25 protein-coding genes are annotated in these 23,382 nt (G+C 40.3%); 16 read left to right on the forward strand and 9 right to left on the reverse strand.

What is annotated here, in order from left to right:
* The first annotated feature begins 276 nt into the window (after positions 1–276).
* The 8 genes from ACRD67_RS10475 (at position 277) to ACRD67_RS10510 (ending at position 6,559) form a co-directional block, all read left to right on the forward strand.
* Positions 277–837 carry a helix-turn-helix domain-containing protein gene (locus ACRD67_RS10475; protein WP_411028796.1) on the forward strand — a complete coding sequence of 187 codons (561 nt, stop codon included), beginning with the start codon at positions 277–279 and terminating at the stop codon, positions 835–837.
* A 107-nt stretch (positions 838–944) separates the two neighbouring features.
* A complete protein-coding gene (locus tag ACRD67_RS10480; protein ID WP_430967089.1) occupies positions 945–1,100 on the forward strand; it encodes a hypothetical protein in 156 nt (51 codons plus the stop codon).
* Between the two features lie 225 nt (positions 1,101–1,325).
* Positions 1,326–1,523 carry a hypothetical protein gene (locus tag ACRD67_RS10485; protein WP_430967090.1) on the forward strand — a complete coding sequence of 66 codons (198 nt, stop codon included), beginning with the start codon at positions 1,326–1,328 and terminating at the stop codon, positions 1,521–1,523.
* 173 nt (positions 1,524–1,696) lie between these two features.
* Complete coding sequence (locus tag ACRD67_RS10490) at positions 1,697–1,888, forward strand: cupin domain-containing protein (protein ID WP_430967162.1); 192 nt, start codon at positions 1,697–1,699, stop codon at positions 1,886–1,888.
* 234 nt (positions 1,889–2,122) lie between these two features.
* A complete protein-coding gene (locus ACRD67_RS10495) occupies positions 2,123–3,202 on the forward strand; it encodes an N-acetyltransferase DgcN family protein (RefSeq protein ID WP_430967091.1) in 1,080 nt (359 codons plus the stop codon).
* Positions 3,199–4,284, forward strand: a complete 1,086-nt coding sequence (locus ACRD67_RS10500) for an alanine/ornithine racemase family PLP-dependent enzyme (protein WP_430967092.1) — start codon at positions 3,199–3,201, stop codon at positions 4,282–4,284. Before ACRD67_RS10495 ends, ACRD67_RS10500 begins: the two co-directional genes overlap by 4 nt.
* Positions 4,262–4,936, forward strand: coding sequence for a M15 family metallopeptidase (locus ACRD67_RS10505; RefSeq protein WP_430967093.1), 675 nt, complete (start codon positions 4,262–4,264; stop codon positions 4,934–4,936). The genes ACRD67_RS10500 and ACRD67_RS10505 overlap by 23 nt, the downstream gene beginning before the upstream one ends.
* Positions 4,937–5,707: 771 nt before the next feature.
* Positions 5,708–6,559 (forward strand): prohibitin family protein, encoded by an 852-nt coding sequence (locus ACRD67_RS10510; RefSeq protein ID WP_411028790.1) that lies wholly within the window; start codon positions 5,708–5,710, stop codon positions 6,557–6,559.
* Positions 6,560–7,043: 484 nt separating this feature from the next.
* Here the strand turns inward: ACRD67_RS10510 and ACRD67_RS10515 are convergent, their stop codons facing one another.
* Together ACRD67_RS10515 and ACRD67_RS10520 are read right to left on the reverse strand one after the other, a co-directional pair.
* Positions 7,044–7,379: a hypothetical protein gene (locus ACRD67_RS10515; RefSeq protein WP_430967094.1), complete on the reverse strand. Its 336-nt coding sequence runs from the start codon at positions 7,377–7,379 to the stop codon at positions 7,044–7,046.
* Positions 7,380–7,477: 98 nt separating this feature from the next.
* Positions 7,478–8,383, reverse strand: a complete 906-nt coding sequence (locus ACRD67_RS10520; protein ID WP_430967095.1) for a class I SAM-dependent methyltransferase — start codon at positions 8,381–8,383, stop codon at positions 7,478–7,480.
* An 848-nt stretch (positions 8,384–9,231) separates the two neighbouring features.
* On the opposite strand from ACRD67_RS10520, the gene ACRD67_RS10525 reads away from it, so the two are divergent.
* Positions 9,232–10,191 carry a fatty acid desaturase family protein gene (locus tag ACRD67_RS10525; protein WP_430967096.1) on the forward strand — a complete coding sequence of 320 codons (960 nt, stop codon included), beginning with the start codon at positions 9,232–9,234 and terminating at the stop codon, positions 10,189–10,191.
* A gap of 413 nt (positions 10,192–10,604) precedes the next feature.
* On the opposite strand, the gene ACRD67_RS10530 is transcribed toward ACRD67_RS10525, so the two are convergent.
* A complete protein-coding gene (locus tag ACRD67_RS10530; protein ID WP_430967097.1) occupies positions 10,605–10,802 on the reverse strand; it encodes a cold-shock protein in 198 nt (65 codons plus the stop codon).
* A 660-nt stretch (positions 10,803–11,462) separates the two neighbouring features.
* Positions 11,463–11,585, reverse strand: a complete 123-nt coding sequence (locus ACRD67_RS10535) for a helix-turn-helix domain-containing protein (RefSeq protein WP_430967098.1) — start codon at positions 11,583–11,585, stop codon at positions 11,463–11,465.
* Positions 11,586–11,718: 133 nt separating this feature from the next.
* Between ACRD67_RS10535 and ACRD67_RS10540 the strand changes: the two genes are divergently transcribed.
* On the forward strand, positions 11,719–12,813 hold the full coding sequence (locus ACRD67_RS10540; protein WP_430967099.1) for a heparan-alpha-glucosaminide N-acetyltransferase domain-containing protein: 1,095 nt from the start codon (positions 11,719–11,721) through the stop codon (positions 12,811–12,813).
* Positions 12,814–13,091: 278 nt separating this feature from the next.
* Here ACRD67_RS10540 and ACRD67_RS10545 read toward each other — a convergent pair whose 3' ends face one another.
* The 3 genes from ACRD67_RS10545 to ACRD67_RS10555 all read right to left on the reverse strand — a co-directional run bounded on the left by ACRD67_RS10545 (position 13,092) and on the right by ACRD67_RS10555 (position 14,752).
* The gene (locus ACRD67_RS10545) at positions 13,092–13,523 is read right to left on the reverse strand and encodes a hypothetical protein (RefSeq protein WP_430967100.1); all 432 of its coding nucleotides are present in this window, start codon (positions 13,521–13,523) and stop codon (positions 13,092–13,094) included.
* A gap of 51 nt (positions 13,524–13,574) precedes the next feature.
* A complete protein-coding gene (locus tag ACRD67_RS10550; RefSeq protein ID WP_430967101.1) occupies positions 13,575–14,108 on the reverse strand; it encodes a hypothetical protein in 534 nt (177 codons plus the stop codon).
* A gap of 173 nt (positions 14,109–14,281) precedes the next feature.
* Positions 14,282–14,752 (reverse strand): YybH family protein, encoded by a 471-nt coding sequence (locus ACRD67_RS10555; protein ID WP_430967102.1) that lies wholly within the window; start codon positions 14,750–14,752, stop codon positions 14,282–14,284.
* Positions 14,753–15,156: 404 nt separating this feature from the next.
* Between ACRD67_RS10555 and ACRD67_RS10560 the strand changes: the two genes are divergently transcribed.
* Both ACRD67_RS10560 and ACRD67_RS10565 read left to right on the forward strand, forming a co-directional pair.
* Positions 15,157–17,079 (forward strand): DUF294 nucleotidyltransferase-like domain-containing protein, encoded by a 1,923-nt coding sequence (locus ACRD67_RS10560; RefSeq protein ID WP_430967103.1) that lies wholly within the window; start codon positions 15,157–15,159, stop codon positions 17,077–17,079.
* The gene (locus tag ACRD67_RS10565; protein WP_430967104.1) at positions 17,079–17,738 is read left to right on the forward strand and encodes a 3'-5' exonuclease; all 660 of its coding nucleotides are present in this window, start codon (positions 17,079–17,081) and stop codon (positions 17,736–17,738) included. Before ACRD67_RS10560 ends, ACRD67_RS10565 begins: the two co-directional genes overlap by 1 nt.
* A gap of 5 nt (positions 17,739–17,743) precedes the next feature.
* On the opposite strand, the gene ACRD67_RS10570 is transcribed toward ACRD67_RS10565, so the two are convergent.
* Together ACRD67_RS10570 and ACRD67_RS10575 are read right to left on the reverse strand one after the other, a co-directional pair.
* Positions 17,744–18,703: a phosphoribosylaminoimidazolesuccinocarboxamide synthase gene (locus ACRD67_RS10570; RefSeq protein ID WP_430967105.1), complete on the reverse strand. Its 960-nt coding sequence runs from the start codon at positions 18,701–18,703 to the stop codon at positions 17,744–17,746.
* Between the two features lie 9 nt (positions 18,704–18,712).
* Positions 18,713–19,666: a PhoH family protein gene (locus ACRD67_RS10575; RefSeq protein ID WP_430967106.1), complete on the reverse strand. Its 954-nt coding sequence runs from the start codon at positions 19,664–19,666 to the stop codon at positions 18,713–18,715.
* 126 nt (positions 19,667–19,792) lie between these two features.
* Between ACRD67_RS10575 and ACRD67_RS10580 the strand changes: the two genes are divergently transcribed.
* From ACRD67_RS10580 to gldG, 4 genes are read left to right on the forward strand one after another with little or no spacing between them, the layout of a single operon-like run.
* Positions 19,793–20,623 (forward strand): SAM hydrolase/SAM-dependent halogenase family protein, encoded by an 831-nt coding sequence (locus tag ACRD67_RS10580; RefSeq protein WP_430967107.1) that lies wholly within the window; start codon positions 19,793–19,795, stop codon positions 20,621–20,623.
* Positions 20,624–20,920 (forward strand): putative quinol monooxygenase, encoded by a 297-nt coding sequence (locus tag ACRD67_RS10585; protein ID WP_430967108.1) that lies wholly within the window; start codon positions 20,624–20,626, stop codon positions 20,918–20,920.
* 6 nt (positions 20,921–20,926) lie between these two features.
* Complete coding sequence (gldF, locus tag ACRD67_RS10590) at positions 20,927–21,658, forward strand: gliding motility-associated ABC transporter permease subunit GldF (protein WP_430967109.1); 732 nt, start codon at positions 20,927–20,929, stop codon at positions 21,656–21,658.
* The gene (gene gldG, locus ACRD67_RS10595; protein WP_430967110.1) at positions 21,658–23,322 is read left to right on the forward strand and encodes a gliding motility-associated ABC transporter substrate-binding protein GldG; all 1,665 of its coding nucleotides are present in this window, start codon (positions 21,658–21,660) and stop codon (positions 23,320–23,322) included. The genes gldF and gldG overlap by 1 nt, the downstream gene beginning before the upstream one ends.
* Positions 23,323–23,382: the final 60 nt, after the last annotated feature.

Consider the following 23,382-nt stretch of genomic DNA (forward strand, 5'->3'; position numbering starts at 1 on the left):
GAAGTTTCTGCAAATAAGATGCTAAAACATTAAAAATAAACACTTTAACATCTAAAAGATTTTTATGTTCATACATCAAAACACCATTTATTAACTACCTTTAAAATAAACAATTTCAACTGCGAATTACTGGTTTCAAAAGACAGCAGAATAATCTACTCAAAGTAGAAAAGCTTTTTTAACGATCTAGGAGTTAAGATGTAAAAGTTCATTGCTTTTTGTGCGCACTAGCTAGATGATCACCTTTACTTTTTACTTGACCATTAAACTAAAAACATGAAATTATATATTAAATATATGGTTAGTCAACGTTGCAAAATGTTGGTAAGGGAAGAATTGAAAAAGTTAGACTTGGACCACGCAACATTGGATCTCGGAATGGTCGAAATCCTGGAAGACATTCCGAAAGATAAACAAATTCTTTTTGGGCAAAACCTTCTTAAATCGGGACTTGAATTGCTTGATGATACTAGGAGTATCCTAATTGAGCGAATAAAGACTGCGATTATAGAAATGATTCATTATACGGATGAAATTCCAAAAACCAATTATTCTGGTTATTTAAGCGAAAAATTAGGATACGACTACACATATTTGTCGAACATGTTTTCTGAAGTGAAAGGAATCACCATACAGCATTATATCATCAAACATAAAATTGAAAAGGTAAAGGAATTACTGTTATATGATGAGCTCAACCTCACAGAGATTGCCCATAAACTTCACTATAGTAGCCCATCCCATCTGTCGAATCAATTTAAAAAAGTAACCGGTCTCACACCATCTTTTTATAAAAAGCTAAAGGAAAAAAGACAGCAAAATCTCGAAAACCTGTGATATATGCAAGGTTTACAAACATTTATATAGTATACTTCCCATGATTCTGTCGCACCTTTGACTTTTGCAATGATTTTAATGAACCGTATTCAAAATACACAACATTTATGGGAATATTTGAAAAGAACATTTTAGTTTACGGTAATCTCAAAAAATTAAGAGATGTCTTTAAATCGATATTTGACAGTGGAAACCCAAAAGCCGCAATGGAAAATGAATTGCAGGGTAATTTAAAACCCACTTTGATCAGAATTAAAAAATGACTTAGGGCAAATATATGGCCTGCACCATACTAAGGGAGAGAGAATTTAATTTTGTTTATTGATAAGTACTTTTAAATTTTAGAAGTCCAAAAAAGAGCAGGAACTAAAAAACACTGCTCTTTTTTCGTGAAAAAATCGAATAGATTAGGCTTCTTATTACCGAAGATTTTGCCAAACAAATTTATATAGGTAGATAGTAAATGTAAAGACATATGCCATGAGGAAATGTGCTTACTGTTTTATTCTATTGTTAATGATGTTGATGCTCGCCGTTTCGCTTCCATAAATCAATTAAAAATTAAAATTATGTCGAGAGAAAAAGAAGGTAGACAAAAATCTGGGAAAACAGCGCCATCAAGCACTCCTAAAGAGAAAAAGGCCGCCAAAAGGGCAAAACGGAATGCCAAGAATAGAGCGGAATAAAAGGAAAACATCATAAACCTTATTGCTTAACCGTGGAAAATGGTGAATTTGAAGAATCCAAGAAGTTTAACTTGGCAGATGCACTAGAGTATATTTCTAATACGATAGTGGTAAAAAACATAATAGTCGAAAACAACTGTGTCATACAGGTATTTGTATTCGATTATGGCAAAGTGCAATCTTATGAGACATCTCCTTTTCCCCGATTTATTTACATCATCGAGGGTAAAGCGGAAGTTGTTATCAATGATAACTCCACCTTCATGCAAAAGGGAGACTCGATTCTTGTACCAGGGCATTCCACCAGCTCAATTGAAGCAAATCATAAGTTCAAGATGACCTGTACTACCATTAAGGGCGAATAGGAATTAACTATGAAGCATAAATGCGTAATCAGGAATTGGTACAATGGCAAAACGGTTTGAAATGGGAGATATTGTCTGCGCCAAGGTAAGGCCCTAGACGAAACTCTGAATACGATTATACGTATTTCTGTACCGTTCCAAATAATCTTTCCGCCAATGAACCTGTCCATTTCGACAGTAAGTTAGAACCTTATAAAGGTAGCCTATCGATTATTAAAACTTAAAACAAACACTATGAGAGCAAACGCATTGGTTTATTGCGAAAATGAATTTGGGAGTATAGACGGTAAAGTGGCCAATGGACTTATTCGGCAATCGGAGACCTACAATATCGTTGGGGTCATTGATAGCTCGACGGCTGGTCAGGATGCAGGCGAATATCTTGATGGTGTAAAAAATGCCATTCCCATTTTCGAAAGTATAGCACTTGCCTTAGAAGAATTAAGCACTATCCCGGAATACTTTATCTATGGTATCGCCCCACTCGCTTCCTTTTTAAACGATGAACAAAAGGAAATTATTTTTACCGCTATGAAGAGTGGGATGAACATCGTTAACGGTCTTCCTGAATTTTTTAACGAGAATACTCAATTTACCCGTATGGCCCGTAATTATGGAGTAACTATACAGGATGTTAGAAAACCACCAAAACGTGAAAACCTCCATAATTTTTCAGGACGTATTCAAGAGGTAAAGGTTCCGATAATTACGGTAATGGGAACCGACTGTGCTGTAGGCAAAAGAACTACTGCATTAGTATTAGTGGAAGCATTACGGGATGAAGGTCTGAACGCTGTCTTTGTGACCACCGGTCAGACAGGCCTGCTCCAAGGCTCCAAATACGGAGTGGCCATAGATGTTTTAACATCAGGGTTCGCCACCGGTGAAGTTGAAAACGCCATCCTAAATGCCTATGAGCAAGAACAACCGGATATCATTGTTGTTGAAGGCCAGGGAGCTTTAAGCCATCCTGCATTTACTTCTTCAAGTGCTATTATTCGAGGGGCAATGCCAGATGCGATCATTATACAGCATCCTCCAAAACGAAAAAGTTATTGTGACTATCCCGAAATTCCGATGTTGGACTTGGTAGACGAGATTGAAATGATAGAGATATTCTCCAAATCAACGGTCATAGCAATTACCATTAACCATGAAAACATGACCCATGCTGAAGTGAACCATGTAATAGGTCAGTATGAATCAGAATATAATCTACCTGTTACAGATGTCCTAATGCATGGATGCGATAAACTGGTAAAGGAGTTGATCAAAACATTTCCAGAGTTAAAAAGAGAGTCGGTGTTGGTTTGAATCTTCCTAGGATAGATATAGATTTAGGGAAGATTGCCCATAATATACAACAGTTGAAAACACTGTATGGCTCCAAAGGCATAAATATAATAGGGGTTACCAAAGTGATTGGGGGCAATCCAATAATTGCTGATGTCTTGGTAAAAAATGGTATTGAAATTCTGGCAGACTCTAGAATTTCGAATATTATAAAAATGCGCAAAGCGGGTATACGAGCACAATACCTGTTACTCAGAACACCTGCGCTCAGCCAAGCGGAAGAAGTGGTTATTCATGCTCACATAAGCCTAAATTCCGAATTAATAGTTCTAAAAAAACTTTCGGAATGCGCCTTAAGAAACCATATTACACATAAGGTTGTTCTTATGGTGGAACTTGGAGACTTGCGAGAAGGAATCATGCCATCGGAAATGAATGCCCTTGTAAAGGAGGTGCTAAACTTGGAAGGTCTGGTCTTGGTAGGTATAGGAACAAATCTCGCATGCTTTGGCGGAATAAGTCCTGATGCAGACAAAATGAACGAGTTGTCTTCAATAGCAATCCGTTTGGAAGAAAAATTCAAAATCACCCTAACAATGGTGTCCGGCGGAAACTCTGCAAATCACAACTGGTTTACGTCTTCAAAGGATATAGGCAGAATAAATAGCTTACGATTGGGCGAATCTATTTTTTTAGGCAGGGAAGCACTTTGTAGAAAACCTATACCAGGACTTTTTACCGATATTTTTACCTTAAGAGCAGAGGTTATCGAAGCAAAACGAAAACCATCACAACCCTATGGGGAAGTATATCAAAATACGAACGGTGATATCCCTAGGTTTAAGAATAAGAGCTTAATGGATAGGGCCGTTCTCGCGATTGGAATGCAGGACGTCATTGTTTCAGGAATCACTCCAAAACAAAAAATAACCGTGTTAGGTGCTAGCAGTGATCACATGTTGATAGACAATACCAAAACAAGTTTAAGAGTGGGAGATACGGTAGCGTTCGACCTGAATTATAGCGCATTGTTAAGAGTATTCAGCACCCCCTACATTACAAAAAACACAATCGATTTATATGAATGTGCAAACATACTGTGAAGCGGTCGAGACAAAAGACCTTCAGCATAAACTTTTGGCCCCCTCCATTTGGGTTCGGGAAAATCATTCACCACTAGTGAGTTTGTTAGATACTAGTTTTAATTTGATTTTTGAACCTTCAATATCAAAAGACTATCAGTACCTCGTCAGAGAAGATATATTCATAAAAATAGGCCGAATCAGCAAACAATTGGATAGGCAAAATAAAATTTTGATTGTTCGTTCTGCTTGGAGATCTTCTGAACATCAACAACTTTTATGGGATTCCAAATTTGCCTACTACCGGAAAGAACATCCCGAAAAATCGAATACTGAAATCAGAGAAATCATAAGCTATTTTATCGCTTCCCCAACAATGTCCATGCACGGTACAGGCGGAGCAGTAGATGCTTTGATTTATGACAAACTTGAAGATCGTGTGATGGATTTTGGCACCAACAACGGATTGGAGATTAATCTTTCAAAAAAATGCTATCCCTACTATCCAGATATTAGTCCTGAGGCGAAAAAAAATAGGGCACTTCTAATCGGTCTATTTGAAGACGAAGATTTTGTATGTGATTTGAAGGAATATTGGCATTTTGATTACGGCAATGTTGTTTGGGCCATTGAAAAAGAAAAGGAATATGCCATTTATGGACCCATAACTTAGCTATGTCAACCCACTGAATGAAAAGTAAGGGTTTTATTACTATCTTCGAAACCCTTGAATTGACTTCCCTGTTAAAACAAAAAAACGTTTGCAAGATAATTATTATCGTTTACTATAAAGAAAAAAAGAGGGCTTTTGCCCTCTTTAAATAGTACTGGTCCTTAAGAAAAACGTATTAGTTTTAAGGCATTATGCCTCCGGTGATTTTTCCAGCTCTCATGGCGGGTCAATGGCCTGTCAATACTATTATTGTTGTCTTTAGGTTCTTTCTTCGTATGCTTCATAATTCCTTCTCTATTTGCTTACTTGTGATAGGCGTAATACACACCTTTATCTACACATCTTACAAGATGCAAAGATAGTTGAAACATAACACTATTAGATCAGGTTTAACACGACACTAAGACAGATAAAATGCGGGATACAAGCTATTTGAACACCTAGAATTTTGACTCAGTCCGCCTGCCGATAGCACCCTTCCAAAGCCAATTAACCCCATACAACTGTTATCCACTCTTAAAACGCCTTACTAATAGCTTAAAATGTCCTTTTGGCTAAAAATAGTCTTTCGCCAGCGGCTAAAGTTCCCATAGTTTCTTTTCTGTCAGAATCACTTCGTTTTTCATGACCACAGACTTTCAGATTAAAAGAACCTGGGCAAATAGTATCTTATCCGTAATATACAATGTGTGATTTATGTAAGATTGGCTTGAATTAGTATAAGAAGCTCGGGTACGGGAAATCCTATCTTTATAATTAAACCTAATTACTATGGATAATGACCCTATGGGTGAGATAAAAAGCGTATTGAAAAAAGGTCAGTGGAGAAATCTGATCATTATTACTGCATTAATGGTATTACTATTTGCATTTAAACCATGGGTTCAGATTGGTGCCGGTGAGCGAGGCGTTGTCCAGAATTTTGGTGCAGTTCAGGACAAAGTATTGAATGAAGGCATCCACTTCAAAATTCCAATAGTGCAAACCGTCATTTTAATGGACGTAAAAATTCAAAAAGCGATGACAGATGCTGCCTCTTCATCCTCTGACTTGCAGGATGTGGATTTATCCGTAGCCCTTAATTATCACATTATACCCGATAAAGCCAATTTGGTATATCAAACTATTGGCGTGCAATTTAAGGAGCGGATCATTGACCCTGCCATTCAGGAAGTAATGAAAGCGGTGTCGGCCAGATATACTGCCGAGGAATTGATTACCAAAAGACCGGCGGTCAGTACCGAAATGCAGCAAGCGCTTACATCAAGATTACTCGCATCGAACATATCGGTCGACGCTTTTTCGATTATCTCATTTAGCTTTTCCCAAACCTTTACCGATGCCATTGAGGCAAAACAAACCGCGGAGCAAAATGCATTGAAGGCAAAAAGGGACCTGGACAGGATTAGGGTCGAAGCAGAACAGACCATTGCTGCAGCAACAGCCGAAGCAGAGGCGCTACGGTTACAAAAAATGAATATTTCACCCGACCTTATTGAACTCAGGAAGATAGAAGCAAACCTTAAGGCCATAGAAAAATGGAACGGGATTTTACCTGAGGTAACGGGTGCAGGGGCAATTCCATTCATTGGAGTAGGTGATGCAATTAAAAACAAAAGATGAGAATATCTTTGGATTTGAATACAGAATCCATAATTATTGGGTTAGTGTTCATCCACCTTATAGTGGGCAGCATTCGAGGGCTGTATAGATATCGAATGATTGAAAAATACCAATACAACTACTATGGCGACCATCCCATGAATCTTTTGGGCAAACTAGCACACAATTGGTTAACTGGCACTTTCAGTTCGACTACTTTTTTACTTTCAGCTTCCTTGACTATTATGCTGTTTTTATTCTTCAATGCATGAATTGATTAACAAGGCAAGGAATCATCCGTGGGGTTGAATCTTTATTAGACCCGAAATGTTATCGGTAATCACGCAGCAATTCTTATCGTTTAAAACCAAGTGATTTTATGAATCCGACTTTTGGCAAGGCTTAAAAATCTGTGAACTTCAGAATCTATGGCAAAAGAGTTGATGCCTAAACCCTAGTAAGAACTGAAAATCGTGGTTGATGCATCAATTTTGAAATATCACTCTTAAAGGTGTTGCCCTGGCATAAGCTTTTGTAAGCGTATTATCGTCGATATCTCTTTACTACCATCGTGCCAAACCATTACATCCTTGGTAAACGAGATTATGAAATTTTCCCCAATGTGTTTGTCAAAATGTAATGGGTGCTTTTTGAGTATTACGGACAGGACTTCGTTGAAGACCAATATTCCTTCGACTTCCGGACCAGTTTTGCAACAAAAAGAATAACCGCCCTCAACACGCCCTAGGTAAACCCCCTCTATCTGTCCTATCTGGTTTGTCTCCTGGGAAGGGGAAATGACAAATGAAGACAGTATGATTAAGAATAGTGTTATCTGCATAATTAGCTTTTTGTCTTTTCCGAGGCGTTTTTGAAGGTGCTGTTTTATCAGATTTTGACTTTCCCGCTTGATCTACTGTTTACCGTGTTTACCCTAAGCTATATTTTCTCGAATACGAATCTATAATGATCCATTATTTCTTTTTCAAAGCATATTTTGTTAGGGCTAATTTTAAAAACAGCTACCTGGTGCCTAAATTCCTTATCCATAATGTATTTCGGAATTAAGGACAAATAAAGTCCGTACTTTTTCAGATTAAACTTCCTGAACCTCTTTCGCCATTGGCGTATCGTCTCAATATAATCCAACCTTCCACTGCTTTGGGAAATGAGTTTAAAGTTCGGTTCGGCGTTTCTTATTACCATTTCCGGGCCGTAGGGAAGCCATGAACCCGGAAACTCCTTGACCATTAGGGCCATAACATGGGCGGCCGAACCTTTTTTGGCCTTGACATCCAAATCTTCATAGTCGATCATATTTTTGCTAAAGGTCATCGTTTGCATATAAACCATTCCTCCGCGGGGCATTAAGTTGGCAAGTGTCTCAAAAAAATCTCGATATACTTTTTCTTGTTTACCTTCTTTCCATTCGTCAATGGAACAGAAATGTTCCAATCCTCCTATACAAGCTATGGCGTCAAACGTTCCAAAATCTTGAGGTTTTACATAACGACAATCCTTGACCAATACCTTCAGTCCGTTCTTTTGGCAGGCTTCTGCCTGCCCGTTCGACAGCGTTAGTCCAATACTGGTCGCCCCCCTTTCCCGGGTAATGTAGTGAGAGAAAGGCCCCCAGCCACAGGCCATATCCAGTACCCTGCTTTCTTGATTTATCTTCAGACTATCGGCTATGAATTTGTTCTTTGCCAGTTGTGCTTCCTCCAAGGACATTGAAAAATCGCCATCGTACTTAGCTCCGCTATAATCCCCTGTTTCGCCCATACTTAAACGGAATATTTTGTCTATGGTGGTATATGTAAAATCCAAATCCTTTTTATCTGCCATTTTTCTACTTTTAAATTTAACTGCCCAGTTTATCGTGGGACATCTTTGAAGAACTGTTTTCCTTGATCAAAATTTTCCTTCTTCTCCTCTGGATGGTAGTTTATGTTAAAAATACCAAGGTTTAAATGGAGACCAACAAGGTATTTGATGCCAGTGTCGCAATAAATTGTGAAGTGTTTGTAAATAAGCGCTAAAAATGCCCTTTCCTCTTTTGGTTATAAAGTCTTGGTATATGGTTTAAGAAAGGGTTTTACAAAAATTAAGTTCCTATAAAGATAGTCATTAAATCGTTCGCTTCAACTGCATATTTGATATTCTTTAGAGTATGTAAAATACTTATTTTTAAGACTTTAACATATTATTTGAAAGCACTGCTCTAATTAAACCTACCTTTGCTATTATCTAATAGTTTAGATAGGTTCCCTGCAATCAAGCTCGTTTTGCCGTAATTTGGTTTTTTGCTTGTGCAGTATAGTAATAGCAATAGTGCTTTAAACCGTTTTTAAACTGAGTTTAAGGAACAACGACCAGATTATATAGGTTGTCCTTGGTGCAAGTATTAATTTTCATTATAGATATCCTATTAATTTCTTCACAGTTCCATATTTTCAGCCTCCTACATAGCCCCATTGGGGTAAAAGCTGTTCCATCAGGGACAGGTTCCCCTTTTAATAGTGTGCTGGTGGGTGTTTTAAAAAGTAAGTAATAATCGTATCAAAAATCCGAAATTCTCGAAAAGAACAGGATCTGACTTTTCAAAAACGTTAAAAATCAAGGTCAATCAGTATTTTAAGACCAAGGGCATAAGTAAACATGCCAATAACAGCATGATTGCCAAGTCGGTCTTGATGCTTGCATTGTTTATTGTGCCATTGACCATCATTAACTTGGGACTTATTACAGGTCCATGGTTACTTTTTCTTCTCTATTTCATCGGTGGACTTGGAATGGCCGGAATTGGGATGGGCATTATGCACGATGCCATCCATGGTTCGTATTCGCGGAACAAGACTGTTAACAGGTTTATGGGATACACAATGAACCTTATAGGTGCCAGTGCGACTGTATGGAGGATACAACATAATGTATTGCATCATACCTATCCTAACATCACAGGGGCGGATGATGACATCAATGCTCCCTTTTTTCTTCGTTTCTCCCCTAATGCCAAAAGATATTGGTTACATCGGTTTCAGTTCGTGTACGCGTGGTTTTTTTATTGTTTATCAACAATCTCCTGGGTCACCACCAAGGATTTTGTCCGGATCAATCGTTACAGAAAGATGGGCTTTTTAAACAAAAAAAACGAGTTCCGCAAAGAGATCTCCATAGTGATCCTATGGAAACTCATCTACTATAGTTTTGCCCTGGTCCTACCGTTGATTATTGTACCTATTGAACCTTGGATTATTATACTCGCTTTTATCAGCATGCATCTGGTAACGGGATTTTTGATCAGTACAGTATTCCAGATTGCGCATATTATGCCCGGGGTAGCGTTTCCCATGCCAGACGAAAATGGTCTGATCGCCGGTGACTGGTCTATGCACCAAATGGCTACAACCACTAATTTTGCGCCTCGAAGCGGACTTTTCTCATGGTTGATCGGAGGGTTAAATTACCAGGTGGAGCATCATTTATTGCCTAACATCTGTCACATACATTATAAGAACCTATCGGGCATTGTAGCCGAGACGGCCAAAGAGTTTGGGATGCCCTATCATACCCAAAAAACCCTTGGTGGTGCCATTTGGAATCATATTAAAATGCTACATCTGTTAGGGAAAAGGACGGCAATTGCCACATAACAAACATCCAATTCGTAATGCGTGCAACGAATACAATACTACCGAAAATGGTACTGTTTTCCTCAATGTGCAAAGGGAGGGAAAGGTGAGCGTGGCAACCGCAATATTGACCAACTAATCTTGTTTTATTCCTGTGTTCAAAAGGCTATACTTAAAAGATTTCTTATGTCTATTCACAGTATCTATGGCCCTGGATCAAAACGTTTTGAGTTTAAACTGGACTGCAAACAATGCATCGATCAAGTTCATTTAAAATAAAAGATCAATCCTGTAGATTATTTGGCACCCATTTTTAAAATGCGGACTATGCATTGATTAGGAAAAAATCTATAGCCTCGTCCATATTGGTCCATTTATGTAATTAAATAAAAAAACCATCCCTGGGGATGGTTTTTTTATTCCTTGCAGAATCTTTAATCCAGTGCTAATTTTACCTGGACCGCATTCATGCCTTTTTCTCCTCTTTCCAAGACAAATTCAACTTCGTCGTTGTCGCGAATCTTATCAATCAGACCCGTTTGATGCACAAATACATCCTCATCTGAATCCTGGGGCTTAATAAAACCAAATCCTTTGGTGTTATTGAAAAATTTTACCGTTCCTTTTTGCATTATTTGATGTTTAGTATTAATTATTCTTTTGATTATCTGTTTTAAAATACTCATACGTTCTTTTACATTTTAAATTGATTCATTAATTCCAAGGAATACCCACATTTCCTTAATAGGATTTCTGTGTTGAACCTTGGCTATTTCGGTCAAACCGGTTCCTTTTGCGTATTAAATTGCTTGAGAGCAGGGATAAATTAGATCTGTGAAGATAAAAATAATGGCAGGCTATCGAACTTTTAACGCGGTGAAAGTACAACTTGTTCAGTCATTAGTTGACAATTATTTGTTAAAAAGCCCTCCATACAGTGTCTCCTGCCCGTACTGCCCTCTTACGCTATTATAAATCATAAAACGGCCCGGTCATATAGATATAAAATTGGGTATTGGCCAAGATGTGGATTTTAGGGACAGTTCTTTGGAGCACTTCTATGACCATGCACCAACTTTGAATATCCTTTGCTATGTACCGTTCTTTTTGAAACCCGTTTGCTCGGCCTCTCCACTTTGTGTTTTTTCAAAATCCGATAGACACTGGATTCAGATGTTATCATCCCACGATATCTTTCCAGATACCATTTGATTTGCCCTGGGCCTAGTTCGTTTTCCTTTCTGGGCTGCAATGCCTTTTCGACGACCTCCGGTTTTATTGTCTTGCGATGGTTATAGGCCATGGTATTTTCCCAATAATCCCTTTGGGCCATCTTTGTCGAAGGCTTTCTTCCATTTATAGAAAGTTGATTTCGTTACCTCTAATTTCCTAATAGCTTTCCTATTTGAACCCATCTCTTTAGTATAGGAATATGGTCAACTTCTTTTTAAAATCGACATATTCCTTGATTTCTGGAGTGATAATGGACATAATGGATGTACCTTGGTCCTCGACCTCATTAGCCCACTAGGGTCAGGGGTACCTACAATGATTAAAAAAGCAAAAACCGATAGACTTTATTTCATAGATGCCATGAGAGCTTGGGCAATTTTGATGATGTTACAAGGTCATTTTGTGGCGGCCCTATTGTCAGACGTTTACCGGGACAAGGATGATCTGTTTTTTTCTATTTGGAGTTACTTTCGAGGGGTTACGGCCCCCCTATTCTTCACAGTTTCAGGCTTCATCTTTACCTTCTTGCTAGTGCGGGAACATAGCCAGGGCATTTCCAACCCCCGAGTTGGAAAAGGGATTAAAAGAGGTGTTCAACTCATGGCCATCGGTTATCTATTGCAAATACGTTTTTCCAAGGTATTTAAAGGAGCTATCAACGACTCTTATGATATAGTACATGTACTCCAATGCCTGGGCTTGTCCATAATATTGATCGTTTTGGTATATCTGGTTTCCTATAAATCCAAAAGAAAGGTCTTTCCAGTGCTTTTGTGTTCAATAACCATTTTGCTATTTATTTTCAAAGCCAGTTATGAGCAATGGGATTATTCTTTTATGCCCGAATTTTTATCCAACTATTTTACAAAGGCGAATGGTTCGGTCTTTACGATAGCACCTTGGTTCGGGTTTACTTCCTTTGGGGGTTTTTTAGCAGTAGTTTTCGCAAATCAGCATACCAAAACCAATTTTTATAGGAACGCAATCATAACTGCACTTTTGGGGGGATATATTTTGGTGGCCAACTCCTATGAAATCATCAGAGATCTCAAGGAAATAACCGGGTTGCAATTTTTTCAGGACGCCTTACAGCATACCTATCTTTTTGCTCGTTTAGGTGTTGTGCTATTTGTTTTTGCATTTTTTGTGCTCTTTCGTCAATATTTCAAAAGCAAGGTACTCCTAAGAATCGGGCAAAAGACCTTACCCATTTATATCTTACATTCCGTTATGCTTTATGGAAGTATTACAGGATTTGGGCTAAGTAGGTTCTTTTATCATTCACTATCCCCGACATCAGTTGTTTTGGGAGTAACATGTTTTGTCGTTCTTGTCAGTGTAACCGTGATGATTTTGGATAGAAAAATGAAAATAATCAATAAAAAGTTAATCAAAATATGGTTCCGCTAAACCTTCTAATTACGGGACAATTAACAAATTAGGCAAAACGGTCCAAGCCATGCCCGGTTATGGCGAGTAGTTTTGCCGCGACTCTCTGTCAATTCAACCTGGAGTAAGGACAGAGTGAACGGTTGGAGAATCGGGCTGGTTAGTTACATTGTAAATGTGTTATCAGCTAAGCAGTAAAAGTACCTGTTGATAGCGATTACCCTATTTATATTTTAAAATTAAGGAAAATTGTCGGGCTAGCAGGTCAATCCTTGCCATTGTCGGCAAACGTTTTTTATTCAGTCCGCTTTATTAATCAAATTACTCATGTATACAATTTGCCATTTTTTATCAGAATTTTTCCAAATTCTAGAGGTAGTCTCTCTCAAAGTATCACCTTTAGTATTTATATATAGTATGCTGACAAAATCATAACCTAAATCTCTTTCCAACAGTTTTTGCTCATCGTAGTTTTCAATAACTGTTTTCTTAGGTAAATGTGGACCAAACTTGACCATGTCATCATATGTCCAAATTTTTCCATTTTCCCACATTTGAATGCTTTTATCGATTCCGGCTAAAATCTCGTCTAAATTTTCACCTCCCTCCATATAAATACTCTGATAGGCTTGTGCCATTTTTTCAAATTCCTTTTGTTCAGTTTCAGTAAAAGCCTTGTCAGGTTTACAAGAAAAGAAAGTAATTACAAGAATTAAATAAACGTACTTCATATTAGATTTTAATGTTTGCCAACCCCCTTGTATATGAGCCGTAGCCGTTGATTATTTTGACAGGCTATTTTTTAATTGACTTTTATCCCTATGTCCACCGATACACTGCCATTTTCCATTTACCTTTACCAGAACATCACTCCATCTTAACGTACCGGTATAAATACTATCTTTTTCCATATATTCCCCATAAATTGACGGTTCACTTGGACCGATCCATTTAAAAGTCTCTTTAGACACAAAATGGACAATCGCGGTTTCACCATTTCCCATGATAGTGAATTCAATAGGTTCAAGTTCCATTTCGATTACTTCCTCGTTTTTTTTGACGTAGTCCCATAAATTGATGAACCCCTCTTTTTTTAATAGTTTTTTGGAAGTCAGAGACCATCTTCGCCAATGGGGATGGTATGTTTCCATGTGCGCATCATAGTTGTTGTCCCTCCAAGAATAAAATCTAGCCTCGATTGCCTTCCACAATTCTTTTTCAATTTCGGCCTTATTAAGTTTAGGAGACTCTTCTTTTTTATTATTGCATGAGAGAAAAACGATTGCGACAAATCCAAGTATAAAAAGCTTTCTCATAGTATTATTCGGATTTTGTTATTCCCAATTGCTGCCAACGGTTCGGCTATGATAGGTTGCAGAAAACGTCCGAAGGACTTTTCCGCGGTAGCTCCAAGTTAGCAAATGGGCGAGGATTTCCTGCAAGGAAATCCGTAAGCAATGGATCATAGGTATTGTTAGCGATTCGTTTTTCATTCCAAAGAAGTAACGGATGGATCGGGATTAAAGGTGTCGACTACATTTTTCCAAGTTCCGTCCTGTTGTTTTTTCCAAATTGTAACCGCTTTGTTGAAAGTTTTTATCTTATTTCCAAGAGAATCATTAACTCCGAAATATATATTCTCTATTAAATATGCCAGATCACCACTTTCAGAAACAAAGACCTCTTTAGGCTCCCAATTAACTTCAAAACCGGGAATTTGAGCGTTGGCCTCCAACATTTTTGATATTTGTTCTTTTCCTCTTAATGTTGGTTGTCCAGGTGCTATTAGAATTGCATCATCAGTCCAATAACTTAAATATTCCTCATTGGTTTTTGATTGTGCCCATTTTCGGCTTGTTTCCATGACTTTCTCGCCTTCGGCTTTTAAATCAATACTTTCCTTTTTCCCACAACTAGTAAAAAAGATTAGAAAAGATGAAATGTAAATCAGTTTTCTCATAATGCTTGGATTTTATTATTTCTATTGGTTTTAATTATCGCTAACAACGGGATATAGTTATTAACTAATATCGGAAAATATAGTTAATGCTCATATCCAACCTATATGATTTATTGATAACGATTTTTAAGGTCTCATTAAATGGCCGTTTTATGTGGCCGATTTCAAAATTTGTTTATTTCTTTTTGTGAGCGTCCTTTTTGCGGTCTCTTTTAAAAGTGCCATTAATTTTCCTTTTATAGGACGCTTTTTACATGACTAGCTGTTGTCACTGACTATATCAATTTCACAACCCGGAGGCCGAGGGTTCAAGTCCCTCTCGCTACAACAAAAGACCGCAATTTGTGGTCTTTTTTCTTTTCCTTGCCAGTGGTATCAAGTAACTTTAACTACAAACTGGAAGCATGAAGAATACCATCTCCGAACGCGTAGCCGATTTTCTCAAAAACTTTCCTCCTTTCAACGAGTTAAAACGAAATGAACTACAGACACTTTCAGAGCAGATACATATCGTTTATCGGGAGCGGGGCAGTACAATCTTTGCGGAGGGAGAAGCGCCCCATGACCATTTCTATCTGATTCATAAGGGGGCCGTATCCCTGACCAAAAAACCGAAAAACGAAATCGTGGATATTTGCGATGAAGGGGATATTTTTGGCCTTAGGCCGTTGATGGCCAATGAGAAGTACAAATTGGACGCCAAGGCCCATGAAGAGAGCATCCTTTATGCCGTTCCCATCGATATTTTTAAACCTTATGCCCAAGAAAACAAGGAAGTCGGGAATTTTTTGATCGAAAGTTTTGCTTCCAATACCCGCAACCCGTATTCAGAAAGCCACAGGGGCAAGCTTTATGGGGAAAAGGAAAATGTGGAAAGCCCAGATCCCAGCACCAGACTGCTGGATTTGCAGCCTGTGAAATATTCCAAAAACCTCGTAAGTTGTTCCCCTGGGATGACCGCAAAAATGCTTGCCGAGACCATGACAAAGAGGAAGGTGGGATCCATACTGGTCGTTCAGGGTGACCTGCCCGTGGGCATGGTAACGGATAAAGATCTCCGCAACAAAATCGTTACCGGAGCTTACCCCATTGACACCCCGGCTTCCAAAATTATGACCGCCCCGGTGATCACCTACCCAAAAAAACTGACCATCACCCAGGCGCAGATGGCCATGATGAAGAGCAACATCAGCCATCTATGTCTCACCAAGGACGGGACACCCAATACCAAAGCCGTCGGAATCCTTTCCAAACACGATGTCATGGTAGCCCTTGGAAACAATCCCGCCGTGTTGATAAAGGCCATTAAGCGTAGTACAAAGTACAAACAGATAAAACCCATCAGAAATAATATCATGGATTTGCTAAGGGGGTATCTGGAACAAAACATTCCGATAACGCTGACTTCAAAAATCATTTCCGAACTCAACGATGCCTGCATTAAACAATGTATTAAAATCTCTTTGGGGAAAATGGAAAAAGCACCTCCGGCAAAATTTGCATGGCTTGCCATTGGAAGTCAGGGCAGAAGTGAACAACTGTTGCACACCGATCAGGACAACGCCCTGGTGTTTGAGGATGTACCCGAGAGTAAACTCCCTGAAACCACGGCCTACTTTCTGGAGTTGTCCAGAAGGGTGAACAAAGGACTTTTCACCATCGGATACGACTACTGTCCTGCCGAAATGATGGCCTCTAACCCCAAATGGTGCCTAAGCCTAACCGAATGGAAAAACAAGATTTCCCACTGGATCATTAATCCAGGGGCGGATGAAGTGCTGCTCTCCTCCATCTTTTTTGATTACAATCTCTCCTATGGTACCAAGGAATTGGTTGAAGAAATTTCCGCACATATTTTTGAAACTGTAGGGAAATACCCTGTTTTTTATCTGCACTTGGCCAGCGGGGCGTTGCAAAACCCCTCCCCTACTGGTTTTTTTAGGCAATTCCTGGTAGAACAGGATGGTGCCCACAAAGACTTTTTTGATATCAAAAGAAGGGCATTAATGCCCCTAACCGACGCCGCCAGGGTATTGATACTTTCGCATTCCATTAAAGGCATCAACAATACCGCCGAACGATTTGAGAAACTGGCCGAACTGGAACCCAACAATGCCGAGTTCTACCTATCCTGTTCCTACGCCACTAAAGCGCTATTGAAATTCAGAACCATACAGGGCCTATTGCACAATGATTCCGGTCGTTTTATCGCTTTGGACAAACTAACGAAGGAAGAAAAAATAAAGCTCAAAAGGACGTTTAAGACCATTAAGGAACTGCAGGAAGTAATTTCGGTCCGGTTTAAGGTATCAAACATTTTGAGGTAATGGGTCTGTTTAAAAAAAATACGAGACCAGAGCTGCCCAATTTCTGGAAAACCTATGAAGCCTCGTTTCAGGAAAAACCTAAGTACATTTGGGATCGGCAACAGTTTGTGGTCTTGGATACGGAAACCACCGGTTTTGATTTTGAAGAAGACCGTATTTTGTGCATTGGCGCGTTGTTGGTACAAGGCCAGACCATCCTGGTAAAGGAGAGTTTTGAGGTTTACCTGCTGCAGGAACGGTACAATTCGGAAACCGCTGAAATCCATGGGATTTTAAAGCGGGGTAAGCTGCAGAAAATCCCTGAATTAGAGGCATTAAAGCGACTCCTTATTTATTTGGGCAACCGGATCATTGTGGCACACCATACACAGTTCGACATTACGATGATCAACAGGGCCTTAAGGCGGCATAACTTGCCCCAGTTGAAAAACAAAACCTTGGATACGGCCATCCTGTACCAACGCAGCCTGATAAAATCCAAGCTTTTGGAGCGCAAGGCACATTATTCCCTTGACGAGCTGGCCGATAAGTTCAACATTTCCAAAAAGGACCGACATACGGCCATAGGGGATGCCTATATCACGGCCATTGCCTTTCTGAAAATCGTATCCAAGCTCAAAAAGAAAAAAGATTTTGCCCTAAAACCCCTGTTGGAGTAGGCTGTTTACTGGTCAATACCGTTCAAATAGGCCTTTACATTTTCATTGATCCGTTCTTGGATATTGGTAATGTTGGCTTTATTGAAGGTCTCTCCAGTGATGTTCTCATAGAGTTCAATATACCTGGCCGATACGGTCTCGATATACGCGTCGGTCATCTCCGGGACCGTCTGTCCCTCCAATCCCTGGAAACCGTTGGAGATAAGCCATTGCCTCACAAACTCCTTTGAAAGCTGCTTCTGTGGTAGTCCTTTGGTCTGACGATCTGCATAACCTTCCTGATAAAAATAACGGGAAGAGTCTGGGGTATGTATCTCGTCTATCAACACAATTTTGCCTGCTTTGGTCTTCCCGAATTCATATTTGGTATCCACCAAAATAAGTCCTCTTTCGGCGGCTATTTCAGTACCGCGCCGGAACAGTGCCCTGGTATATTTTTCCAATTGGGCATAATCCGCTTCGGAAACAATGCCACGGCCCAAGATATCTTCCTTGGAGATATCCTCATCGTGGTCTCCCTTTTCGGCCTTGGTGGCCGGGGTGATAATCGGTTCCGGGAAGGGATCGTTTTCCTGCATACCATCCGGCATAGCAACTCCGCAAAGCATCCTTTTGCCCGCCTTGTATTCTCTTGCCGCATGACCCGAAAGATAGCCTCTTATGACCATCTCTACCTTAAAGGGCTCACAGGCATGTCCTATGGCCACATTGGGGTCTGGAGTAGCCAATAACCAATTGGGCACGATATCTTTGGTGGCTTCCATCATTTTTGTTGCAATCTGGTTCAAAATCTGGCCCTTATAGGGAATTCCCTTGGGCATGACCACGTCAAAGGCCGAAAGACGATCGGTAGCGACCATGACCAGAATGTCATTGTGCAAGCGGTACACTTCCCTCACCTTTCCCCTATAAACACTTTGCTGGCCCGGGAAATTAAAGTCCGTGGCTATAATGGTATTGCCCATAAACAACTATTAATTATGATGCTCGATAGTCTTGTAGGCATCGATCACTTTTTTGACCAACTTATGTCGGATAACGTCCTTGTCGTCCAAATAGATCATTTCTATGCCCTGCACGTCCTTGAGAATCAGCAAGGCCTCCTTAAGTCCCGAGATGACCCTACGCGGCAAATCAATCTGCCCCGGATCGCCGGTAACCAAAAACTTGGCGTTCTTCCCCATTCGGGTAAGGAACATCTTCATTTGTGCATGTGTGGTATTTTGCGCCTCATCAAGAATGACGAAGGCATGGTCCAGGGTCCTTCCGCGCATAAAGGCCATGGGAGCGATCTGTATGGTTCCATTTTCGATCAAATGAGCCAACTTTTCCGCCGCGATCATATCCCGCAAGGCATCGTAGAGCGGCTGCATATAGGGGTCCAATTTTTCCTTTAGGTCGCCGGGCAAAAACCCTAGGTTCTCTCCCGCCTCCACTGCGGGACGCGTAAGGATGATACGTTTTACCTGTTTTTCCTTTAATGCCCTTACGGCCAGGGCGACCCCGGTATAGGTCTTTCCGGTTCCTGCGGGACCAATGGCAAAGACCATATCGTTCTTTTGGGCGGCATCTACCAGTTTCCGTTGATTGGCGGTCTGTGCCCTTATCAATCTGCCGTTTACGCCGTGGACCAGCACGTCCCCACTCTTCGCCGAAGCTTCGTAGTCTGCCTCCCCATTACTCGTCAACACCCGTTCTATGGCATTTTCATCCAATTTGTTGTACTTGGCAAAATGAGCGGTAAGCATGTCGAAACGTCTATCAAATTCGTCCAAAAGCTGCTCATCCCCATATACCTTTATTTTACTTCCACGGGCAACGATCTTTAGTTTGGGAAAGTATTTTTTTAGGATATCTATATTGGCGTTTTGCTGTCCAAAAAACTCTCTTGGACTTATTTCGGTAAGTTCTATAATGAGTTCGTTCAAAGAATGTGGGTTTTAAAAGTCGTTCCTTTCATATAAATTTCCGTACGCTATTTTTTTATGTAATTTTGTCCAACAAACTTAAGTAAAAATCAGTTTGCCTAAATAAAAACATATCAACAGTCCTGCATGGCAATCATTACCCTAACTACTGATTTTGGACATAAGGATCATTTTGTAGGCGCTATAAAAGGGACCATCTACAGGGAGTTGCCCGATGCAAAAATTGTTGATATTTCACATAACATAAGCCCGTTCAACATTCAGGAATGTGCTTACCTCCTAAAAAATTCCTATAAAGCCTTTCCAGAGGGTACCATACATATTGTGGGCGTTGACTCGGAGCCCAGTCCAGAGAACCAACATATTGCCGTTTTTGTTGACGGGCACTATTTTCTAAGTGCAAACAATGGGGTGATCTGTTTGATCACGTCGGAGATAAAACCGGAAAAAATTGTTGAGATCAATATTCCGAATCCCATGCAAGGTTCCTTTCCGGTGCTGGACGTTTTTGTACAGGTAGCCTGTCACATTGCCCGGGGCGGTACCTTGGAGGTGGTGGGCAAACCCTTTGACCAGTTGAAGGAATTAAAGGAATTTTCACCCAGGATAACGGACAATGGAAAGACCATCATTGGAAGTGTCATTTATATTGACAATTACGGCAATGTGGTAACCAATATCCAAAAAAGCCTTTTTGACGCTTACAGAAATGGTAGAAAATTTGAACTGAACGCCCGTAACAAAAGGATTACCGAAATTCACCATACCTATAGTGATATTCTGAACTTTGATCTTCCAAAGACGCAGCGCAAAGGACCTGGTGACCTTCTGGCCCTCTTTAATTCATCGGATTACATAGAATTGGCCATTTATAAAAGTGACCTCAATACAGTGGGCGGGGCCTCTACCCTATTGGGACTCGATTACAGGGATACCATTATCATAAATTTTATCTAAATGTTGGTACGTATCGTAAAATTGACCTTTAAAAAAGAAAATATCGTTAGTTTTGAGCAGATTTTTAAGGAAACCAAAAACACCATCCGGAATTTTTCTGGATGTTCTTTCTTGGAACTGTATCAGGACATGAACGATCCCAATGTATTCTTTACCTATAGCTATTGGGATTCGGAAAAGGACTTGGAAGCCTATAGAAATTCCGATTTTTTTAAACAGGTCTGGAGCAGAACCAAACCTTTGTTCGCCGAAAAACCGGAAGCCTGGAGCGTTATCAAGAGGGAAAGCTTAAACTAAAGGAAGATGTTGGCCATATTTAAGCGGGAAATACAAGCGTTCTTTGCCTCACCCATTGGGTACTTGGTCATAGGACTGTTTTTGGTGCTCAACGGACTTTTCCTTTGGGTCTTTAAAGGACAGTACAACATCTTTGACTACGGTTTCGCCGACCTTGGGAACTTTTTTCTATTGGTCCCTTGGGTCTTTCTCTTCTTAATCCCGGCCATCACCATGAAGAGTTTTTCTGAAGAAAAAAAGCTGGGAACGTTGGAATTACTATTTATCAAACCCATTTCCATTTGGCAAACCGTACTTGGGAAGTTTGCAGGAACCATGGTTTTGGCCGGTATTGCCATTGTCCCCACCTTGCTATATGTATACTGTATAGCGCAGTTGGGAACTTCCGTGGGCAATTTGGATACCGGAGTGGTCATAGGTTCCTATTTTGGCCTCCTTTTCCTTATCTGTAGTTATACCGCTGTTGGGTTATTTGCTTCCACCCTGTCCGAAAATCAGATCGTTGCGTTCATCACGGGTATGGTCCTCTGCTTTTTGCTCTACTACGGTTTTGAAGCTCTGGCCACGCTTTTTTCCGACGGAAATAGCTTTCTTTTTATCCAACAATTGGGAATGAAGGCGCATTTCACGAATATATCCCGAGGGGTACTGGACACCCGTGACCTCATCTATTTCGTGGGACTGGGCCTGTTCTTTCTTTTTCTTACCGTTGAACAACTTAAAAAACAGCATAGCTAATGCCCAAGACCGTGTTATCTTTTGTGAAGGCTTTGGTGGTTTTGGTCCTGATCAATCTCCTGGGCACTTTTTTTTATACCCGTTTAGACCTGACGGAAGATAAAAGATACACCTTGTCGGAAGCGGCCCTTGCATCGGTTGAGGATTTTGGTACACCGGTCATTGTAGATGTTCTGTTGAACGGCTCACTACCCCCTGAATTTGAAAGACTCAAGCAAGAGACCAAGCAATTATTGGAGGAATTCGGTGCTGAAAACAACAACATAAAGTTCAGCTTTATCGATCCACTGGAAGATGAAGGACAAACGGAGGCCACGGTTGCTGAACTACAGGCCATTGGCCTTAAACCGGCCAGCATTACCGTGGAGGACAACGGAAAGGTGTCCCAGGAAATCCTGTTCCCCTGGGCCATGGTAAACCACAACGATCGAACGGTACGTGTGTCCCTGCTTAAAAATAAACTGGGCGCCACCGCCGAAGAACGGGTAAACAATTCCGTACAACATTTGGAATACGCCTTTGCAGATGCCTTTACCAAACTTAAAATTAGGGAAAAGAAGCAAATTGCAATCATTAAGGGAAACGGGGAATTGGATGATATCCATTTGGCCGATTATCTTACTAGCCTACGTGATTATTACAATATTGGGGCCATCACCCTGGATTCAGTGGCCACAAATCCCCAAGGCGTTTTGGATCAATTGAAAAACTATGATCTGGCAGTGATAGCCAAACCTACGGAAGCGTTTACCGATGAAGAAAAGTATGTGTTGGACCAATACATCGTCAGCGGCGGAAAATCCATTTGGTTGATCGATCAGGTCGCTATTGAACTCGACAGCCTTTTTAACGAAACCGGTACGGGTGTTGCCGTTCCCAGAGATCTAAACCTCAACGACTTCTTTTTTAAGTACGGTGTCCGTATCAATCCCGTTTTGGTCAATGACCTATATTTTACGCAAATTGTGCTGGCCTCGGGTGAAGGCAACAGTTCCCAATACAATCCTGTGCCCTGGTACTACCATCCCATGGTGTTTTCTAGGAACGACCACCCCATCAATAACAATTTGGAGGCACTTCGGCTACAATTTGCCAACAGCCTGGATACCCTAAAAAATGCCAACAAAAAGACGGTGCTGTATTGGAGTTCGCCCTTATCCAAAACAGAATCGGCCCCAAAACAAATAAGTTTGAACACTATTGGCATCCCACCGCAAAAAGAGAGTTATACCGACGGTAATAAGCCCTTGGCGGTATTGATCGAAGGCGCCTTTAATTCGGCATTTGCGAACCGGGTGAAGCCCTTAAAATTGAAAGGTGCCCAGGAGAAAGGTCCCGCGAACAAAATGTTGGTCGTAGCCGACGGGGATGTTATAAAAAACCAAATCAGAAATGGCAGGCCATTGGAACTTGGGTATGACAAATGGACCAATAATTTCTATGGAAACAAGGAATTTCTGGTGAACAGTATGAATTATCTTCTGGACGATACCGGACTTATAAACATCAGGACCAAAAAAGTGGCCATCCCCTTGTTGGACGAGAAAAAAATAGCAGCGCAAAAAACCAAGTGGCAATTAATAAATATTGGCCTTCCCGTGGCATTGACCTTGGTTTTCGGCTTTCTTTTTAATTATTTCAGGAGACGAAAATACAGTAGCTGAGTGTTAATAAGTTTGTTTCCTTAAAAAGGACTTTTAAAATATCTTTGTTTTCATGAGCTT

This window comes from Eudoraea algarum (genome assembly GCF_050589645.1).
In the GTDB taxonomy this organism is placed as follows: Bacteria; Bacteroidota; Bacteroidia; order Flavobacteriales; family Flavobacteriaceae; genus JBNGOQ01.

Excerpts from the sequence above, each read along its gene's own strand:
- ACRD67_RS10475 (WP_411028796.1), top strand. The coding sequence starts at position 277 with ATGAAATTATATATTAAATATATGGTTAGTCAACGTTGCAAAATGTTG.
- ACRD67_RS10480 (WP_430967089.1), top strand. The coding sequence starts at position 945 with ATGGGAATATTTGAAAAGAACATTTTAGTTTACGGTAATCTCAAAAAA.
- ACRD67_RS10485 (WP_430967090.1), top strand. The coding sequence starts at position 1,326 with ATGTGCTTACTGTTTTATTCTATTGTTAATGATGTTGATGCTCGCCGT.
- ACRD67_RS10495 (WP_430967091.1), top strand. The coding sequence starts at position 2,123 with ATGAGAGCAAACGCATTGGTTTATTGCGAAAATGAATTTGGGAGTATA.
- ACRD67_RS10505 (WP_430967093.1), top strand. The coding sequence starts at position 4,262 with ATGAATGTGCAAACATACTGTGAAGCGGTCGAGACAAAAGACCTTCAG.
- ACRD67_RS10510 (WP_411028790.1), top strand. The coding sequence starts at position 5,708 with ATGGATAATGACCCTATGGGTGAGATAAAAAGCGTATTGAAAAAAGGT.
- ACRD67_RS10515 (WP_430967094.1), bottom strand. The coding sequence starts at position 7,379 with ATGCAGATAACACTATTCTTAATCATACTGTCTTCATTTGTCATTTCC.
- ACRD67_RS10520 (WP_430967095.1), bottom strand. The coding sequence starts at position 8,383 with ATGGCAGATAAAAAGGATTTGGATTTTACATATACCACCATAGACAAA.
- ACRD67_RS10525 (WP_430967096.1), top strand. The coding sequence starts at position 9,232 with ATGCTTGCATTGTTTATTGTGCCATTGACCATCATTAACTTGGGACTT.
- ACRD67_RS10530 (WP_430967097.1), bottom strand. The coding sequence starts at position 10,802 with ATGCAAAAAGGAACGGTAAAATTTTTCAATAACACCAAAGGATTTGGT.
- ACRD67_RS10535 (WP_430967098.1), bottom strand. The coding sequence starts at position 11,585 with ATGGGTTCAAATAGGAAAGCTATTAGGAAATTAGAGGTAACGAAATCA.
- ACRD67_RS10540 (WP_430967099.1), top strand. The coding sequence starts at position 11,719 with ATGATTAAAAAAGCAAAAACCGATAGACTTTATTTCATAGATGCCATG.
- ACRD67_RS10545 (WP_430967100.1), bottom strand. The coding sequence starts at position 13,523 with ATGAAGTACGTTTATTTAATTCTTGTAATTACTTTCTTTTCTTGTAAA.
- ACRD67_RS10550 (WP_430967101.1), bottom strand. The coding sequence starts at position 14,108 with ATGAGAAAGCTTTTTATACTTGGATTTGTCGCAATCGTTTTTCTCTCA.
- ACRD67_RS10555 (WP_430967102.1), bottom strand. The coding sequence starts at position 14,752 with ATGAGAAAACTGATTTACATTTCATCTTTTCTAATCTTTTTTACTAGT.
- ACRD67_RS10560 (WP_430967103.1), top strand. The coding sequence starts at position 15,157 with ATGAAGAATACCATCTCCGAACGCGTAGCCGATTTTCTCAAAAACTTT.
- ACRD67_RS10565 (WP_430967104.1), top strand. The coding sequence starts at position 17,079 with ATGGGTCTGTTTAAAAAAAATACGAGACCAGAGCTGCCCAATTTCTGG.
- ACRD67_RS10570 (WP_430967105.1), bottom strand. The coding sequence starts at position 18,703 with ATGGGCAATACCATTATAGCCACGGACTTTAATTTCCCGGGCCAGCAA.
- ACRD67_RS10580 (WP_430967107.1), top strand. The coding sequence starts at position 19,793 with ATGGCAATCATTACCCTAACTACTGATTTTGGACATAAGGATCATTTT.
- ACRD67_RS10585 (WP_430967108.1), top strand. The coding sequence starts at position 20,624 with ATGTTGGTACGTATCGTAAAATTGACCTTTAAAAAAGAAAATATCGTT.
- gldF (WP_430967109.1), top strand. The coding sequence starts at position 20,927 with ATGTTGGCCATATTTAAGCGGGAAATACAAGCGTTCTTTGCCTCACCC.
- gldG (WP_430967110.1), top strand. The coding sequence starts at position 21,658 with ATGCCCAAGACCGTGTTATCTTTTGTGAAGGCTTTGGTGGTTTTGGTC.